At 41.2% G+C, this 18,751-nt stretch carries 18 protein-coding genes; 16 read left to right on the forward strand and 2 right to left on the reverse strand.

What is annotated here, in order from left to right:
• Positions 1-513 precede the first annotated feature (513 nt).
• The 14 genes from ATC1_RS06905 to ATC1_RS14600 all read left to right on the forward strand — a co-directional run bounded on the left by ATC1_RS06905 (position 514) and on the right by ATC1_RS14600 (position 13,101).
• A complete protein-coding gene (locus ATC1_RS06905; protein WP_062279637.1) occupies positions 514-1,110 on the forward strand; it encodes a hypothetical protein in 597 nt (198 codons plus the stop codon).
• A gap of 197 nt (positions 1,111-1,307) precedes the next feature.
• Positions 1,308-1,664 (forward strand): thioredoxin, encoded by a 357-nt coding sequence (gene trxA, locus ATC1_RS06910; RefSeq protein ID WP_269079293.1) that lies wholly within the window; start codon positions 1,308-1,310, stop codon positions 1,662-1,664.
• A 451-nt stretch (positions 1,665-2,115) separates the two neighbouring features.
• The gene (locus ATC1_RS06915) at positions 2,116-3,258 is read left to right on the forward strand and encodes an NBR1-Ig-like domain-containing protein (protein WP_062279641.1); all 1,143 of its coding nucleotides are present in this window, start codon (positions 2,116-2,118) and stop codon (positions 3,256-3,258) included.
• A gap of 300 nt (positions 3,259-3,558) precedes the next feature.
• Positions 3,559-4,683, forward strand: coding sequence for an ATP phosphoribosyltransferase regulatory subunit (locus ATC1_RS06920; protein WP_062279643.1), 1,125 nt, complete (start codon positions 3,559-3,561; stop codon positions 4,681-4,683).
• A complete protein-coding gene (gene hisG, locus ATC1_RS06925; RefSeq protein ID WP_062279645.1) occupies positions 4,680-5,303 on the forward strand; it encodes an ATP phosphoribosyltransferase in 624 nt (207 codons plus the stop codon). The genes ATC1_RS06920 and hisG overlap by 4 nt, the downstream gene beginning before the upstream one ends.
• Positions 5,300-6,364, forward strand: coding sequence for a histidinol-phosphate transaminase (hisC, locus tag ATC1_RS06930; RefSeq protein ID WP_062279647.1), 1,065 nt, complete (start codon positions 5,300-5,302; stop codon positions 6,362-6,364). Before hisG ends, hisC begins: the two co-directional genes overlap by 4 nt.
• Positions 6,361-6,951, forward strand: a complete 591-nt coding sequence (gene hisB / locus ATC1_RS06935) for an imidazoleglycerol-phosphate dehydratase HisB (RefSeq protein ID WP_062279649.1) — start codon at positions 6,361-6,363, stop codon at positions 6,949-6,951. Before hisC ends, hisB begins: the two co-directional genes overlap by 4 nt.
• Positions 6,952-7,117: 166 nt before the next feature.
• On the forward strand, positions 7,118-7,735 hold the full coding sequence (gene hisH / locus ATC1_RS06940) for an imidazole glycerol phosphate synthase subunit HisH (RefSeq protein ID WP_062279651.1): 618 nt from the start codon (positions 7,118-7,120) through the stop codon (positions 7,733-7,735).
• A gap of 19 nt (positions 7,736-7,754) precedes the next feature.
• On the forward strand, positions 7,755-8,480 hold the full coding sequence (gene hisA, locus ATC1_RS06945) for a 1-(5-phosphoribosyl)-5-[(5-phosphoribosylamino)methylideneamino]imidazole-4-carboxamide isomerase (RefSeq protein ID WP_062279653.1): 726 nt from the start codon (positions 7,755-7,757) through the stop codon (positions 8,478-8,480).
• Between the two features lie 4 nt (positions 8,481-8,484).
• Complete coding sequence (hisF, locus tag ATC1_RS06950; RefSeq protein WP_062279655.1) at positions 8,485-9,276, forward strand: imidazole glycerol phosphate synthase subunit HisF; 792 nt, start codon at positions 8,485-8,487, stop codon at positions 9,274-9,276.
• Positions 9,245-9,892, forward strand: coding sequence for a bifunctional phosphoribosyl-AMP cyclohydrolase/phosphoribosyl-ATP diphosphatase HisIE (gene hisIE / locus ATC1_RS06955; RefSeq protein WP_062279657.1), 648 nt, complete (start codon positions 9,245-9,247; stop codon positions 9,890-9,892). Before hisF ends, hisIE begins: the two co-directional genes overlap by 32 nt.
• Before the next feature lie 201 nt (positions 9,893-10,093).
• Entirely contained in the window at positions 10,094-11,356 is a 1,263-nt protein-coding gene (locus ATC1_RS06960; protein WP_062279659.1) for an MFS transporter, read from the forward strand.
• A 7-nt stretch (positions 11,357-11,363) separates the two neighbouring features.
• On the forward strand, positions 11,364-12,248 hold the full coding sequence (locus ATC1_RS06965; RefSeq protein ID WP_062279661.1) for an SPL family radical SAM protein: 885 nt from the start codon (positions 11,364-11,366) through the stop codon (positions 12,246-12,248).
• Positions 12,249-12,315: 67 nt separating this feature from the next.
• Positions 12,316-13,101: a GNAT family N-acetyltransferase gene (locus ATC1_RS14600; RefSeq protein ID WP_082174699.1), complete on the forward strand. Its 786-nt coding sequence runs from the start codon at positions 12,316-12,318 to the stop codon at positions 13,099-13,101.
• Positions 13,102-13,353: 252 nt separating this feature from the next.
• On the opposite strand, the gene ATC1_RS06975 is transcribed toward ATC1_RS14600, so the two are convergent.
• Entirely contained in the window at positions 13,354-14,514 is a 1,161-nt protein-coding gene (locus ATC1_RS06975) for an aldo/keto reductase (protein WP_062283995.1), read from the reverse strand.
• A gap of 433 nt (positions 14,515-14,947) precedes the next feature.
• Between ATC1_RS06975 and ATC1_RS06980 the strand changes: the two genes are divergently transcribed.
• A complete protein-coding gene (locus ATC1_RS06980) occupies positions 14,948-15,763 on the forward strand; it encodes a RecB family exonuclease (protein WP_062279663.1) in 816 nt (271 codons plus the stop codon).
• 177 nt (positions 15,764-15,940) lie between these two features.
• Here the strand turns inward: ATC1_RS06980 and murA are convergent, their stop codons facing one another.
• A complete protein-coding gene (gene murA, locus ATC1_RS06985; protein WP_152024335.1) occupies positions 15,941-17,221 on the reverse strand; it encodes a UDP-N-acetylglucosamine 1-carboxyvinyltransferase in 1,281 nt (426 codons plus the stop codon).
• Positions 17,222-17,614: 393 nt separating this feature from the next.
• Between murA and ATC1_RS06990 the strand changes: the two genes are divergently transcribed.
• The gene (locus ATC1_RS06990) at positions 17,615-18,748 is read left to right on the forward strand and encodes a M50 family metallopeptidase (RefSeq protein ID WP_172667731.1); all 1,134 of its coding nucleotides are present in this window, start codon (positions 17,615-17,617) and stop codon (positions 18,746-18,748) included.
• The last annotated feature ends 3 nt before the right edge of the window (positions 18,749-18,751 follow it).

Consider the following 18,751-nt stretch of genomic DNA (forward strand, 5'->3'; position numbering starts at 1 on the left):
ATGCAAGGTTTTTTGGTTCTTTTTGCTTTTTTCCGTGCACTAATTGTATCAGAAAGATCCTTTTTTATCCAATTTTACTCGTAGTTTTATGCCATCCTTAACAAATATTTCCTTTAGGAACAACCCCAAGCTAAAAATTCGAGTCGCTGCATGTAATCAGTAATTTGAAATATGGAAAAAGTATTTGTTATTCTTATGGCTTTGAGCTTTGCGTAAAACCATAAGAATAACAAATATTCTCTTTTAATTCGGAAGAATAATCCATATTCTGAATTACTGGCATTAAAGAATTCTTAACACAAAAAAAAGCAGTTAAGATTAATTTGAAAAATGATAGGAATGCGAGATTTCCATGCGCAATCCAGCGATTCGAAATTTGGAGAGTTTTAATTATGGTTGTGTTGTCTTTGCGCGAGACGCAAAGACAAAACAACCATAGGTTTTCTCGATTGATTCGAAAAGTTATTTTTTGTGAGGATTGTGTAATAATTTTGGGAAAAAAGGAACAAAAAAATGAAAAAGAAATACATCATTCTATTCATGATGATCATCGTTTATGTCTTCCTTGGGGTTGCAGGTGCTGTGATGGCAGAATCAAAAAATCCCAGGAATCCTTCCATTAGTATGTCAGACCTTTTATTGACGCTGACTCCGGAACCGACGGCTTTACCCACGACAGTTGCCCCGTTGTCCGATCAGGAATTTGCTGTATCGATGAACGATTTATCGGTTTTACTGGAAGCTATTTATAGTAAAACGAATGAAATTAATGATTCCATTTGTCAGGGAAACATGACAGAATCTGACAAGGAATTGATCCAACTGGCTGATTTGATCTCTGAGGCTAATACGATTTTGACACAGGTGAAATTACCTTATACTTTTAGTCTTTGGGATATCTATCATCAGATCCAAACCGATCAAACGTGCGGAACCGGCGATAAGGCATCTCAGATGGCAAATGAGGCGATTCAGACATTTCATACCGCAGCGCAATTTGTTAATTATGAAGAAGAGCATATTCTGTGTCCCTGTTATGATGTTGCGACGGATACTTATCGAAATACCGGCCATTTTTATGCCGGAGCCTGCAAGTGTGTCAATTACTGATATACGATCATCCCGCAGTTTATGAGCTCCCCTTGAGGAGCTCTTTCTTTTTAAGTATTACAAAAAATGGTTAGCATAGCAGGTGATTATGATGAGATTGAATTCTATTTTCGTAGGAATTGCTATCGCTGATTTCTGAGTATATCGGAAAATACACGGTAAAATTTATGTAAAAAAGGAAAATATCAGGATTCCGTTTGGAAAAAAAGGAGAGAACAAACATGATTACCGAACCGATGCATGTATCTGATGAAACCTATGAAAAAGCAGTACTTCAATCAACCCTGCCGGTGATTGTTGATTTTTGGGCACCCTGGTGTGGACCCTGTAAGATGGTTGGACCATTGCTGGATGACATAGCAAAGGATTACGCAGGAAAATTGGTCGTTGCTAAAGTGAATACCGATGAAAATTCGGAACGTGCAGTCTCTTATAATGTGCAGACTATCCCCACATTACTTTTTATTAAAAATGGAGAAATTCTGAAACGACATTCAGGTTCGCTTTCTTATGCTGCATTGCGTGAAATGGTTGATAGTTTCCTGGCAATTTGATGGTGCTAACCTCTTCAGACGTTTTTTCCGAAAAGAGATCTGAAACTGAATTTGGTTTCAGATCTCTTGTTTTTCATCAGGCAGTCTCTCGATTTGCCGGTCTTTTGAAATTTAGAAAATCCTCTTAAGAAAAAGAAGCATATTTGATGTTTTGATAATCTTTTATGCGCAATAAAAAAAACAACAAATATTCTTTTCCATATTTCGAATTACTGTTTGGAGCTTTTGTTCTTTGATGTTCGTTAATGTTATAGAATAAAACAAAGAAGGATTTTTTTCATTTTTTATTCAATTGGAAAAAGGCATAAAAGAGTCAGTGGATCACAATGTTCTTAATGTTGAAGAGGGTTTATTTCTGGTTCTTTTACAAAAAAAAACAAAATGACGACTTCATTCGATAGAATGTAAAGCAGCATTAATTTCTCATCCAGACAAACGAAAAGAGGGAATCATGAAGAAAATATTTGGAGTAATTTTATTGATTTTCAATATCATAATATTTGCTTCCTATGATCAGGTTTCGGCTTCAAATTTGCCAAAGAACCAGATCACGCAAGAGAATTGTATGGATTCATATTTGAAGATTGGCGATTGTGTTTACAAATCCTATGAGAATGGAAAATTACGTGTGCGTAATTCTCCTGACATTTCCTCAAATGAAAACATCATCGAGAATGCCGAGGAAGGCAGCAGGATGGTCATTGTCGGAGGTCCTGTTTGTACTTCCGGATATCGCTTTTGGCAGGTTAAAACAGAACATGGTACAGTCGGATATGCTGCGGAAGGCAGCAAATATCAGCGCTGGATGCTTTTAACTGATCCTGTCAATTGTTCGAATATTACGAGCGGACCAGTATCGATTGAAACGCCTTCACCGAAATACTGTCCTATAAAAGATTGTGCTTGCTCGTACCTGAAAGTAGGTGATCATATCACTGTATCAGATCGCGGATCGATCAGCGTCCGAAGTGATCCGGATCTGCATCCAAGTGATAATATCATTTATCGCGCTCCGGTCGGCAGCGGCATGCAGATTATTGACGGTCCATTTTGCAGTTGGGGTTGGCTGGTTTGGAGAGTCAGGACTGATAACGGCGTTTTCGGTTACGCTCCGGAAAGCAATGGAACCTCCTGGTGGATGACCCCGGATGAGGAGCAACCCTATGTCAATCCTTGGACTCCGCCATATAATCCGTGGAATCCTCCTTATAACCCGTGGAAACCGACTAACACTCCGACAGCAGTGCCGCAGGTTTCTGGCAACTGTTCACTTTTATACAGCGTTCCTTCATATCCAGCGAAATTTTTTCCAAATCAGGAGACTGATTTCACTTGGGCTGTTCGCAACGATTCCGGAGAGGCTTGGACCACTGACAGTTTTGATATAGCTTTTATTCGCGGGACGAATATGCTCAAACGGAAAGAAACGACTCGATACGATCTTCCCTATGATATCTATCCGGGCAGTTCGTTTTCACTGACTGTGGATGCAATTGTTCCTTCCTCACCAGGGAGATATACTATGACGTTTGGAGTTGTTGAAAACAACATGATTGTCTGCAGTATGGATGTCATGGTGGATGTAGCCTGGTAGACACTGTTTATGGAATATTGATCTTATGATCTGACAAAAGGATCCGTTCATTCATTTTTATCAAGATGACGGCTGGCGGATCCTTTTATTGTTTAATAAAAATTGGAATAATATCCTGTATTGGTTAATGTCAATCACTGTTCCCTAAGTGGATATCAATAGAATTTAATCGATTTATCAGTAATTCGAAAAATAAATTCTTTTCATATTTGGAATGATAACGATTTATCACTTTACTTGACTAAATTAGCAAAGTAATGTATCATAGTGAATATTTCTCATAAGAGGATTTGGCTGACCTTGGAAAAAATATTAGAGACTCTCCGTAAAAGTGAACAAATTGCTTACCAGTTTCGCTCGATTTTTGAACATTACGGGTATCAAAAATTCCGGATGGCTAAGTTTGAAGCATACGATTTTTATACGCATTATAAGGATTTTCTGGCGGATAGTCCAATTCTGACATTTACTGATTTTTCCGGAAAGCTGATGGCATTAAAACCTGATGTGACGATGAGCATTGTGAAGAATACTCGCGCGACTGGAAAATGTCCGGAAAAGCTTTACTATATGGAAAGTGTCTATCGCTTGTCAAGGGAAGTTCGAGAGTTTAAAGAAATTTTTCAAATTGGATTGGAATATATAGGAAAGGTATCTGCTTATACTCAAGTTGAAGTAATCAATCTCGCCCTCAAGTGCCTTGCCTGTATTGATGAGAACTATGTTCTGGGTGTTTCCCACATGGGATTTTTATCCGGCTTTTTTGATGCCATCCCGGTGGATCAGACAGAGAAAAGAACACTGCTTGATTGCCTGGAAAGCAAGAATTTGCACGAGTTGAATCGTCTGATTGGTCAATATCATTTGGATGATCAACTGGGAAAACAATTAAAAGTACTCGCCGGTATCGGCGGATCAATGGAAACAGAGCTTCAAAAAATCAACGGTCTGATTTTGAATGAAAAAATGCAAATTGCGTATGAAGACTTGCAGTCACTTTACGATGTTTTAAAACGAAATCAGCTTTCAAGGTCGATGCGCATGGATTTTTCTTTGACAACTGATGAAAAGTATTATAACGGCCTTGTATTCCGAGGGTATGTGATGAGTGTTCCGAAAGCGATACTTTCCGGAGGGCAATATGATAACCTGCTGATCCGAATGCATAAACCTGATTTGCAGGCAATTGGTTTTGCGATTTATTTTGATGAAATGGAACGTGTTCTTAAACAGCCAGAAAATAACAGCTACGATATGGTCATTCTTTATGATGATAACTCTGATCTCAGTGTGCTTTACGAGGAGGTTGAAGACTTAATCTGCAATGGCAAGCGGGTTTATGTAGGAGAAACCATACCGCAAAAAATCATAGGTACTGTGTATTGCAAGATGGAAAGAAATCGGAGAGTGGAGATTCAGATATGATCAATATTGCTATGCCAAAAGGACGTCTGGGTGATCAGGTCTATAAATTATTCTCTTCCATTGGATATCGCTGCAGTTCTATGAGCAGTGACAGCCGAAAACTCGTTTTTGAAGATCCATCGTGCGGTGTGCGGTATTTCTTGATCAAGCCGTTTGATGTAGGAATATATGTTGAACGGGGTGTGGCTGATGTCGGTGTCATTGGAAAAGATGTACTAATGGAAACGAAACCGAAAGTTTATGAGCTGTTGGATCTTGGATTCGGTTGTTGTGAGCTTACTGTCTCTGCGCTGAATGACTATCAGGATGATTTTGAATCTGTTTTACGGGTGGCTACAAAATATCCCAACATTACAAGACAATATTATCAAGACCAAAATCGGGAGATTGAAATTATCCGATTAAATGGATCGATTGAACTGGCTCCAATCCTTGGACTATCCGATGTGATCGTCGATATTGTAGAGACTGGATCGACTCTGCGGGAAAATCATCTTAAGATTTGTGAACACATCGCTACCAGCAGTGCAAGGCTGATCGCTAACATGAAAAGTTTCCAGTTTAACCAATCCGAAATCCATAATATGACGGAATCCATCATAGAAATGATGCAACAATGAGCAGATATTTATCCCATAGATTTTGGGGGCTGGAGCCATATGTTCCCGGGGAACAGCCGCATAATCGAAATTATCTTAAATTAAATACCAACGAAAGCCCTTTTCCGCCTGCTCCTGGTGTTATTGCATCCATCAGTCGAGCGGAAATTCACCGATTAAATCTTTATCCGGATCCGGATTCACGTGCTGTATCCGAATCGGTTGCAGCTCATTTTCATTTGGATCCAAACAATGTTCTGCTCGGGAATGGGTCTGATGAGTTGCTTTCATTTTGTTTCCAAGCATTTTGTGATGCTGAACATCCTGCCTGTTTCCCGGATATTTCTTATGGCTTTTATCCGGTTTTTGCTCGAATTTTTTGTGTACCAGTACATATTTTTCCGCTCGATGCGGACTTTCATATTCATGCAGCTGATTATTGTCCGGCAGGTGGAACAATTTTCATTGCGAATCCCAATGCTCCGACAGGTTTGACATTATCTCTTCAAGAGATAGAAATAATTCTGAAAGCCAATCCGGATCATGTGGTGGTTGTCGATGAAGCTTATGTTGATTTTGGCGCAGAGAGCGCTAGCATGCTGATCCGCAAGTTTAAAAATTTGGTGGTTATTCAGACGATGTCAAAATCTCGAAACCTTGCTGGAGCACGAATCGGGTTCGCATTGGCAGATATGGAATTGATTACGGATCTGAGAACGATGAAGTATTCGTTTAATCCTTATAATCTGAATCGACTCTCTCTGGCAGCAGCCGCGGCAGCATTGCGGGATGACGAATATTTCCAGGGCTGTATTCAAAAAATTATCGAGGCTCGTGCGTTTATTACTGCGGAATTAGAAAAACGTGAATTTCAAGTTCTGCCCTCTTTGGCTAATTTCATCTTAGCAAAGCCAGTTATACCAGGTGAAATTTATTATCTTGGTTTAAAAGAAAAGGGTATTCTGGTTCGTCATTTTCAGCAAAACAGAATAAAGGATTATGTTCGCATCACTGTTGGAACGATCGACCAAATGCAGATACTTCTGGATGCAACCGATCAATTGCTCAAGGAGGCAGGATGAGAAAGGCAACACTGGAACGGAAAACAACTGAAACGAATATTTCGCTAATGCTGGTTGTCGATGGTATTGGTAAAACCGAGATTACGACTGGGAGCGGATTTCTGGATCATATGCTCACACTTTTTGGCCGGCATGGGGGATTTGATCTTATTCTGAACTGTCAGGGCGATTCTGATGTGGATTTCCATCATATAACAGAAGATATCGGAATTTGTCTGGGAAAGGCTTTTTCTCAGGCACTTGGAGACTGCTGCGGGATTACACGATATGGAAATTTCCTTTTACCGATGGATGAAACGCTGATAATGATCGCGTTAGATATCTGCGGCAGAGCTTTCCTTGGCTATCATGTTTTGATCCCTGCATCAAAAGTTGGCGATTTTGATACAGAGCTGGTTCAGGAATTTTTAATGGGTTTCTGTCGCAGTTTGGGATTGACACTGCATGTCCGTCAGTTGGCTGGGACGAATTCACACCACTTAATCGAAGCCATTTTTAAAGGTCTGGCAAGGGCGATGAAACAGGCTGTATCGATCGATTGCGTTTTTCCCAATGAAATTCCATCTACCAAAGGTGTACTATTCTGATTGACTACATCCAGTGATAATAAAAGTTTTTAAGAAACCTGAAAAAATGAATTTCATGATGGTAAAAACATCTATCGTTGAGATAGCGTGGAGCAGCAGTAATTCGAAATTGGAGTCAACCTTTCGAATCAAGCACGTAAAATGATATTGGAGAAGGGATCGATACATGCTCGCAATCATCGATTATGGCGTTGGGAATTTATTTTCACTTTCCAGTGCTTTAGATTATTTGGGCGTTTTACATACAGTTACCGACCAACCGGACGAAATCGATCAGGCTGATCGAATTATTTTACCGGGAGTTGGAGCTTTTGGAGATGCCATGACGCATCTTTCTGAACGAGACTTGATTCGTGTGTTAGTGAATCAGGTTGTGAGGGGTAAACCCCTGCTTGGAATTTGTCTTGGTATGCAGATGTTATTTGAGCGCAGTTTTGAATTTGGTGAACATGTAGGATTGTGTTTTCTGACAGGAAGCGTAGTTCCGCTTCGTGAATCGATACCAGATCATTTCAAAGTCCCTCACATTGGCTGGAATCGTCTGAAATTTATTCGACAGGATGATCCATTTTTGCAATTCACACAAGAGGGGGATTATGTCTATTATGTACATTCTTATTATGTCCGTGATTGTGCTGACAGCATGACAGCAGGATCCGATTACGGGACATTCATTCCGGGTGTAGTACATAAAGACAACCTTTTTGGAACTCAGTTTCATCCGGAAAAAAGCGGTACAGTCGGTTTGAGAATCTTACAAGCATTTTGCAGCTTTCCTATATAAGAAGAGAGGTCAGTTTAAAATGGAAATTTTCCCTGCAATTGATCTCAGTTATGGACAAGTTGTCCGATTGAAACAAGGTGATTATCACCAGAAGCAAATCTATAGCAGTAATCCTCTGGAAACTGCACTGAATTTCCAAAAACATGGTGCGCGGAATCTGCATGTAGTGGATTTGGATGGCGCAAAAGAAGGAGCTGCTATATGTGCAGATTTAATACATGCTTTTTGTAGTATTAATGGATTATTTGTCGAAATCGGCGGTGGAATCCGTGAAGAAAAACAGATTGTTAAATATCTGGAATGGGGCGCAGACAGAATTATTCTGGGAACTGCCGCGATAAATAATCCAAGTTTTACAAAAGAAATGATCCGAAATTTTGGATCGAGCATCGCAATCGGCGTTGATGCCAGAGACGGTTATGTCGCTATCCAGGGATGGACAAAAGCAACCGAGGTAAAGGCAGTATCTTTTTGTCTGGCACTTCAGGATGCAGGCGTGAAGACGATTATTTATACGGATATCTCTAAAGATGGTTTATTGCAAGGAACGAATCTTGATGCTTATCGGGATCTCCGGCAACGCTTGCCTGAAGTGAATATCATTGCCTCTGGTGGAATTTGCTCGATAAAAGATCTTATTGCTTTGCGAGATATGGGTATCCATGGCGCCATCATAGGAAAAGCGATTTACGAGAACCGACTTTCATTAATGGATGCCATAGCAATCACTGCAGTGGAGAGGTAGTACGATGATTTCAAAACGAATCATTCCTTGTCTGGATATTTGCGATGGATGTGTTGTCAAAGGAATTAATTTTTCGAACCTGCAGATCATTGATGATCCAGTATCCCTTGCACACTTTTATAATGAAAACGGTGCGGATGAACTGGTGTTTTACGATATCACTGCCAGCTTTGAGCAACGCACTTTATTTTATGAAGTTCTGATCCGTACTGCTCAGGAAATTTTTATTCCTCTGACGGTTGGGGGAAATATTCGCACACTGGAAGATTTTGATCATGTTTTGAAATTCGGAGCGGACAAAGTCAGTATTAATACCGGAGCTATATATAATCCGGATTTCATTGAGTCTGCAGCAAGAAAATATGGCAGTCAATGTGTTGTTTTATCAATGGATGTAAAAAGAGTAGATGGCCATTTTCGTGTCTTCCAAAAAGGGGGACGGGAAGATACTGGATTGGATGCATTGGATTGGGCAGCCTATGGCGCTGAGCATGGGGCAGGTGAGCTGGTGGTCAATAGTATTGATACAGATGGAGTTAAAAATGGATTTGATCTGGAGCTTCTGTCAAAAGTTTGCAATCGAGTAGATATTCCAGTCATTGCTAGTGGTGGAGCGGGCAATATGGAACATTTTGCACAGCTCTTTCAAAAAATTCCGGGTGTGGATGCTGGTCTGGCAGCATCAATTTTTCATCGCAGAGAGGTCGATATACCATTATTAAAAGTATTTTTGCGGGATAGAGGTATTGAAATGAGGATCGATAATGGAACTGCTGCATCAGCTTGTATTCGATGATCAAGGATTAATTCCTGCTATTGTCCAGGACTATTTTAGTGGTGAAGTGCTGACATTAGCGTTTATGAATGAGGAAAGCCTCCGCATCAGCATTGAGGAACAACGCACTTGCTTTTATTCTCGTTCTCGAAAAACACTTTGGCGGAAAGGTGAATCCAGCGGGAATGTACAGCATATAGTTCGCATTCTAACGGACTGCGATTTCGATTCTCTGGTTATACAGGTAATCAAAGATGGTCCAGCTTGTCATGAAGGATTGGAAAGTTGTTTTCATCATTTATTCTTTGAGGGAATCCTTCCGGAAAAGTTCTCTCTGGATGATTTGTACCACTTGATTCAGAAACGAAAAGAAACGATGCCGGCAGGTTCTTATACAACGTATCTCTTTGAAAAAGGTCGAGAAAAAATACTGAAAAAAGTTGGAGAAGAATGTTCTGAAGTCATTATCAGCGCGATGAAGAACAATCGGCAGGAAACGATTTACGAGAGTGCGGATCTGGCGTATCATCTGCTTGTATTGTTGAGTGAAATGAATATTTTGCCGGAAGAAATTCGGAATGAATTGTCAAAACGGCATATCATAGACAAAAAAACAAAACAAGAAATTCCTCAATAAGTTTTCTCAATTGATTCGAAAGCTATGTTAGGATTTTGAATTGCTGAAAAAGCATTTCAGATCAGTAATTTGAAATGGGAAAAGAATATTTTTGTTGTTTTTTATTTGAAAAGTCAATCGACATATTGAATAGCTGATTTCAGTTCTTCTTTCGAAATCTGAAAAATATTATAAAATTCTCTGTATATATGACAGGGAGTGATGATGATACAGCAAGCCAGTTGGAAGAAAAACACAATTTTATTCTTGTCCAGCCAGACCTTTTCTCTGTTTGGATCCATGCTGGTGCAATATGCCATAACCTGGTATATCACGCTGGAAACCCAATCCGGTGTGATGATGACCATCTCAATCTTATGCGGATTCCTGCCCACTTTGTTGATTTCCCCCTTTGCAGGAGTCTGGGCTGACCGGTTTGATCGAAAACTTTTAATCATTCTGTCTGATGCGTTGATTGCTGTGTCGACGTTAATTCTTGCAATTCTTTTTTTGACGGGCATTGATGGTATCTGGTTGCTCTTTGTAGCATCCATTCTTCGCTCGTTTGGCGGCGGTATTCAATCTCCAGCGGTGAGCGCTTTTATCCCGGAACTGGTTCCTGAGGAACATTTAACCCGAGTGAATGGCATCAGCAGCAGTTTGCAGTCATTGGTAATGCTGATTTCTCCGATCCTAAGCGGAACACTGCTCAGCTTCTCCTCCATCGTTCTGGTTTTTTTTATTGATGTCGTCACAGCTGCTATCGCTGTGATCATCATGCTGTCACTAAAGACATCGAAACGCATCATTGCCTCGGTTCGGGAAAAAATCAATTATTTTCAGGATATGCGCGATGGTATCCAATATATTCATGACCATGCATTTATTCGGATATTATTTATTTACTGTGCGATTTATTTTGTCCTGGTCTCGCCATTGGCTTTTTTGACTCCCTTGCAAGTTGCTCGGACGTACGGAAATGATGTGTGGCGTCTGACTACGATTGAAGTCGCATATTCTCTTGGAATAGTCGCGGGTGGTATTCTGATCGCTGCCTGGGGTGGATTCCGCAACAGATTGCATACCATTGTTTTATCCTATCTGGTCGTGGCAGTATGCGGTTTTTTGCTTGGTGTAATATTCAACTTTTGGGTTTATTCCATACTGATGGGAATCATCGGTTTAGTGATTCCCATGTTCAATACACCGTTTATTGTGATGCTTCAGGAGAGAGTCCCTGAAAACTTTTTAGGTCGCGTATTTAGTGTACTCAGCATGATTTCAAGCTTTGTCATGCCGTTTGCTATGCTAATTTATGGACCGCTCGCAGATATGTTCCGAATTGAATGGATGCTGATCATCACTGGATTGTTCATGTTCCAACAAGGAATCATGATGCTGCGGAATCCAAAGTTGATCGAAGCAGGCCGTCCAGATATGCAAACAACGTTGGATTCAGAGAAATCTGTGGAAGAGCTCCGGTAGTTCGAAAATGAAATCCGTACCGGTAAAGACAATTCTCTCTGCATATTCCGAAAAAGAAGATTGGTTCGGGACAAACTACAATATGAATCTCTATCGCGGTTGTTGCCATGGGTGTATATATTGCGACAGCCGCAGCGATTGTTACGGTATCGATAATTATGATGAAGTCAGGATTAAAGAAAATGCAATAGTGATTCTGGAGCGTGAACTCAGGTCGAAAAGAAAAAAAGGGATTGTGGCAACCGGAGCAATGAGCGATCCCTATAATCCTTTTGAGAAAACTTTGCAGCTCACACGCAGCGCGATGGCGTTGATTGATCGTTTTCACTTTGGTTTCAGCGCTGCAACGAAAAGCGACCTGATCTTACGAGATATTGATTTGTTATCAAAAATCTCCAGGCATTCTCCCGTATTAATACAATTAACGATCACGACGTCCGATGATGAATTGTGCCGAAAAATCGAGCCGCATGCTTCCGTTTCATCGGAACGATTTCGCGCAATTCAGATGTTATCAAATTCCGGCATTTTCACTGGTATTTTGTTAATGCCTATACTGCCTTTTCTTGAAGACTCAGAAGAAAATATTCGTCAAATCGTTGTGATGGCGGGAGATTATGGAGCCCGATTTATTTATCCGGCGTTCGGTGTCACACTTCGCCAAAACCAACGGGAATGGTATCTCAACAAAATCGGTGAATTATTTCCTGAGGTAAAGGAAAAAACCATCAAAACTTTTGGAAATAGTTACTATTGTCAGTCTCCGAACGCGAAAAAGTTAAGGCGCATCTTTCAGGAAGCATGTCAGCAGCGAGGAATACTCTATGAAATGGCGGATATTATCCATGCGTATAAAAAGGGATATTGGGAAGATCAGCTTTCTCTTTTCTGATCAAAAAGCGACAAAACTGCGTATTAACGAATAGAATTCGATACAATCAGTGAAGAAATGAGAACTTATGAATGAACTATTATCGATTCCTGGAGTTGGGAGAAAAACGGTAGAGGATTTTGAACTTCTGGGTATTCACAGTTTGGATGATTTGAGGCGGCAGGATCCGGAAATACTATATCAAAAAATCTGTGAGGAAAAAGGATATAGACTCGATCCATGCGTGTTGTATGTGTTTCGGTGCGCAGTTTATTTTGCGGTTGAAAAATCCCACGATCCGGAAAAATTGAAATGGTGGAGTTGGAAGGATCGCGCCTATCAAAATCTGCTCTTAAAAAATCCTGTTTTTTCTCTTGAATATTGGGATGAAAAATTTATTGAAGATGTCGCTCATTTTGCGAATAATCAAAAGATTGCAGCTTTTTTACGGGATGGTTTCCCTTATCCATATACTTTAGAAAACGCCAGGTTTTATGTTGCCGCTTGTATTCAAAAAGAAGCTGATCATCAGGTAACCCGTGCGATTGTGATCAATAACAGGGCAGCAGGAAGTATTGGCGTATTTCAGAAATCGGATGTCTATCGAAAAAGTGCGGAGCTTGGTTATTGGTTGGGTGAAGAATTTTGGGGACAAGGTATCATGACGGAAGCCGTGAAGCAGATTTGCAGTCTGGCATTTTCTTCACTGGATATTGTCCGCATTTCGGCAGAACCATTCGCATCCAATCTGGCTTCACGGAAAGTTCTGGAAAAAGCCGGTTTTTCACTGGAAGGAATTCTCCAGAAGCGTGTTTTCAAGAATGGCAAACTGCTTGATTCCTGTATCTATGCAAAAATTCTGAGGGATGCCTGACTGAGGAGTTTTCGAAACAGGGAGCGATATTGCCCTTGGTCAGCAATTCATCATATGGAGAAAATTCATTGTTATTGTGATGTTTTTGCGCGTAATACAAAAACATCACAATAACAAGTTTTTCCCGGTTGATTCAAACCACAAGTCAATATTTCAATTATTGGCCTTTGGCTATTAAAATTACCAACGAATTGAATTCATGTTGATTATGATAATTCCTAAAAAGAAAAATTTTTGATCGGAACAGCGATGCTATTCTTCTTGTTTCTGTGAGCGTTTTTCTCGAAGAAGCAAGCGAATTACAGCTGCCGCTCCTTTGTAGGCTGGATTTTCAAAACGTTTTTTTACATTCAGCAATTCTGCGCGGATTGGAATTTGCTGCGGACATTTTTTCTCACATCGCCCACATTGAACGCAAAGCGAAGCATTGCTTCTTTTGATTTTAAACGTCGTCGAAAGCAGATAATCTTTCAAACCACGAAAATAACTGTCCGAATAGCTTGCATTGTAACAGCGAAAAGATCCTGGAATATCCACTCCATGCGGGCAGGGCATGCAATAAGAACATCCGGTGCACATCACTTTGATTTTTTCATTAATGGCAACCTTAACCTGATCGATAATCTCTTGATCATGATGGGTGAACTCGCGTTGTTCAGACGCCGTAGCTATGTTCTCATCCACCATGGACATCGCGTTCATACCGGACAGGACGCAAGTCACTTCTTTTTGAGCCCAAAGCCAGCGCAATCCCCAACTTGCAGGAGATTCTCCTGTCTTTCCAAAAATATTTTTTGCCTCGACAGGCAGCCCATTGGTCAGCGTCCCGCCTCGCAACGGTTCCATGATAACAACTGGAATATTCTTTTGATAAGCTGCGAGTAAACCGGCGCGTCCGGCTTGGCTGTTTTCATCCATGTAATTGTACTGAATCTGGCAGAAATCCCAGGGATAAGCGGATAACAGCTCCAGAAATGCGTTGGTGCTTCCGTGAAAAGAAAAACCGACTTTTCGAATCTGCCCGGATGCTTTTTTCTCGGCAAGCCATTCTTCAATGCCCAATTCTCTCAGATGATTCCAGACTTTCAGATCCGGGAGCATGTGCATGAGATAATTATCTACATAATCAGTCTGCAGCCTTTTCAGTTCCGTATCAAATATATTGACAACATTGTCATGATTGCGAATCAGATAAGACGGCAGCTTTGTCGCGATCATCACCCGATCTCTGCAGCGGTTATTGGCCAATATTTTTCCCAGTACGGCTTCTTTCCCGAAGTAGATATACGCTGTGTCAAAATAATTAATTCCTCCTTCAATTCCGCGAAGAATCAATTTTTCACAGGCGGCATAATCCATTGGGAGCCGCATACAACCGAATCCGAGTATTGAATAGCCATTTCGATACAGCATTTGCCGTTCCTCTTTTTTTCTTATTGTATTTACAATTCGATATATGGGCAGATCCTTTGAAGTCATGATGTCTTTGTGTTTCGCGTAAAGACATCATGACTTCAAATTTTTCCCGGTTGATTCGAATAGCACGCCGATATTTCGAATTACTGTTATTGAATTGTTTCTGAAGATTATAGCCGAATTTTTTTTGAATCGTTGATCAACAGCAATTCGAAATTTGTAAAACCCTTTAAAAAAAGAGAATCTTATTGATGAGTTATTTTTACGCAAAACGTAAAAATATCACATCAACACAACAATAATTATTTTTTCCTATTATTCGAATTACCAATTCCTTGTTGAATCCGAAAATCCAGATAACAATAGTAGAATTGTCATATTTGGGGCGCGATCCCGGAAATGAAACTGGAGTTACCGAAAGCGATTCTTTATGACACGATGCAGGAATTCGGAAGAAATTCAACAAAAAATTCAGGCAGTGATTGACGGACTGGGAAACGACAGCGATCGATTTGCAGACGTGCTTCGCGAGGAAGCAATTCCACACTTAAGTTACAGCCAGATTTCCACAGTTGAGTTTTGTCAGCATCGATACTGGCTTCAATACATCCGCATGCAACCGCTGGAACCGGTACCGGAGTATTTCACGAAAGGCAGGTTGTTTCACCAATGTCTTGCCTCTTTCTATAGAGCGGGAGCCGATCCAAAAAATGGTTCAAAAACAGCAGCACTGCAGATGATTGCCGATTCTTATGATGGCGATCATCAACTGCAGCTTCGAAATGCATTCCATATGCATCTTGAAAATTGCTGGCAGGATTGCGAAGTCGTAGCTGTAGAAAAAGCTTTCTCCATGATAATTGATTCCGCATTGCCTCCGATTGTCGGGGTAATTGACTTGATTGTCCGACAAGGAAGTAAGTTCATTCTGGTTGATCATAAAACCGGAAGAAATTTTGTTCCACAGGATGAACTACAGATGATGATTTATGTCGAATATATTCGCCGGGAATACGGGAATGTGGATTGTGAGTTTTATTATGATCATTACCGCTGGGTGAATCATCTCGAACGGATCCGAAAACCAGCATTTCAGCGGGAATGTGTGCATCTGAATTCGAAGGATTGGACCATGGGGTTATCACGGATTCAGCGAGGGTATGGGCAAATTGAGCTGATTCGGAAAAACAATCGGGCGCCTCGTGCGGGAAAGTGTTTTTGCTGCCCATATCATGGGTGCTGCTGATACGGATCCATTTTCGACTGATTATTATGAAAGATATTTAATATTTTTGCCTTACTCAGTGATTCAAAATCCGGGAAGAATGACTTATTGCGGAATTGTTTTTGAGCTTTACGCAAAAACAATTCCGCAATATTTTTTTTCTTTCTTGAAAGGTTATTCAAAATTTCGAATTACAGATCATGCAGATCGTTCAATTCGGGCGCCGAGAGCGCGGAGCTTTTCGTCAACCCGTTCATAACCGCGTTCGATCTGGCGGATATTACGGATGATCGATTGCCCCGGAGCAGCCAGTGTTGCTAACAGCAGCGCCATACCAGCCCGGATATCCGGTGATTCGAGTTTTTCGGGAAAGAGGCGTGTCGGTCCTTGAACGATGCAGCGGTGCGGATCACAGAGGACAATTTGTGCGCCCATACCGACCAGTTTGTCAGTAAAGTACATGCGGCTTGGGTACATCCAGTCATGGAACAGAACGCTGCCTTGAGCTTGTGTGGCAATCACGATGGCAATACTCATTAAATCCGAAGGGAATGCAGGCCAGGGCATGACGCTGATCTCTGGAATGGCGCCTCCAATATCCGGATCGATTACCAGACGCTGATTTTCCGGTACCAGAATATCGCTGCCGATGACATTCCAGTTGATTCCCAAACGATTAAAAACCAGTTTTACCATGTCCAGGTATTGAATTCCCGCATTGCGGATCAGAATTTCTCCGTGTGTGACAACAGCTGCTCCGATAAAACTACCTACTTCCAGATAGTCTGGTCCAATGGTGAATTCAGCCCCATGCAGTTTATCAACACCTTCAATCGTCAATACGTTAGAACCAATATTGGTGATTTTTGCGCCCATCAGATTGAGCAGATGACAAAGTTCCTGCACATGCGGTTCCGAAGCCGCGTTACGCAGGATGGATGTTCCTTCCGCAAGGACACAAGCCATAATCGCATTTTCGGTTGCGGTCACGCTGGCTTCATCCATTAAAATCTCCGTGCCCTTCAAACGGCCTGTAACTTCAAAGTGATATTGCCGATCGTAATACGCATTGGCTCCGAGCTTCAGCAGTGCGAGAATATGTGTATCCACACGGCGCCGTCCGATGACATCACCGCCGGGGGGCGGCAGGAGTAATCCTCCGCAGCGATTGCACATCGGCCCTGCCAGGAGGATGGACGCACGCACATTTCGGCATAAATCCGGGTCTAAATCTGACGGACGGACTTCTTTGGCATGAATTTTCCACGTGTGAGGGGTTAGTTCTTCAAATGTAACACCCAGGCTTTCAATCAGTTTTCGCATAGCGATGATATCCCGGATTTCCGGCATGTTATGCAGGATAACCGGTTCATCGGTTAACAACGGCGCGCACATCAGCGGCAGCGCCGCATTTTTGTTGCCTGAAGGTGTGACTTCTCCACGAAGCGGAATTCCGCCTTCTATTGTAAATGAATCCAGCATAGCTATTCCTCAACATCTCTTGATATTGCGTTTTATTATAGTCTATACCGGATTGGACAGTAATCAGCAATTCGAAATATGGGGAGGTTATTAGTTATTAAGAAAATTTTACACAGTGTGTAAAAATATTCCAATAACTATTTTTTCCCTTTTTATTCAAAAAATCTATCCATATTGTGAATTGCTGCGAATCGCCCGATTCTGATTTTTCTCTTATTATTTCAGTGTAAAATAAAACAGGATATAGACTGTTAATTACTATCGAAAGAGCTTTTTATAACAGACGATCGAACAGGACAGTATTTCGAAATCATAGAGAAAAAGCCGTTTGTTTTCTGAATGGAGAATGACGGATCATTGGTTTCGGTGACTGAGATTAGGAAGGATGAATTGATACTTATTATTGCGCAATTTATTTTAGCTTTTGGTGTGATGGTTTTTCTGCACGAACTCGGACATTTTTTGGCGGGGAAACTTTTTAAAGTAGAAATCGAAGAATTTGGGATTGGTTTACCTCCTCGAATGATCAAACTCTTTACTTGGGGAGGAACCTTATTTTCTTTAAATTGGCTACCATTCGGCGCATTTGTAAAACCGAAAGGTGAATTTGAGAATGATGCATCCAGCGGAGGATTTAAATCAGCAAAACCCTGGCAGCAATTGTTAATTTTTGTTTCCGGACCGTTGATGAATCTGCTGACAGCATTTGTGATTTACATTGTTTGTTTTCTGCAGATTGGATATCCTGATCAAACCACTGTCTTGATTGACCGTGTAGAGCCATCATCTCCGGCTGAAAGCGCCGGTTTGAGAATTGGCGATCAAATAACGAAAATCGGTGGCCAGAAGGTGGACGCATTTTCGGTTGTGACGGATTATGTGGATCGAAATCTGGATAAAGAGATTACGATCGAAGTAAACCGAAACGGGGTATTGATGGAGCTTTCATTAACCCCTGACAGCAGCCATGCAGAGGATCGCGGGCCAATGGGAATTGTGATCACCTATCCGATGGAGGACTACACAATCGGCGAAGGGATTATCATTGCCGCCTCGGAAACAATGACGATGATTCGTCAGTACATTACTGGTATTGGTCAATTGATAACGGGGAAAGTTCAGATGGGCATTGAATCGATTGTTGGTCCAGTGGGAATGTTCTCGTTTTACCAGGATGCTGCCAAGATGGATGAACAAATAGAGGTAGAACAAGAACAACGAAAGGCAGAACGGATGGAAGAAGGAACGACATCGCAGCGCCGGACAGCCAGCGAAGCTGCGTCGCCATGGTTGAACCGCTTGAGCTTTTTTGCGATTATTTCCATTGCGCTGGGTGTAACCAATTTGTTCCCGATTCCTGCTTTGGACGGAGGAAGGATCCTATTTCTTATCCCGGAGCTGATTTTTCGGAAAAAACTGCCGGAAAAATTCGAATACTATTTCAATTCAATCGGGATGATCTGTTTGCTGATCCTGATGGCTGTGATTATGTTTAAAGATATTTTTATGTTGTCGAACGGATAAAAC

It is taken from the genome of Flexilinea flocculi (assembly GCF_001192795.1).
In the GTDB taxonomy this organism is placed as follows: domain Bacteria; phylum Chloroflexota; class Anaerolineae; order Anaerolineales; family Anaerolineaceae; genus Flexilinea; species Flexilinea flocculi.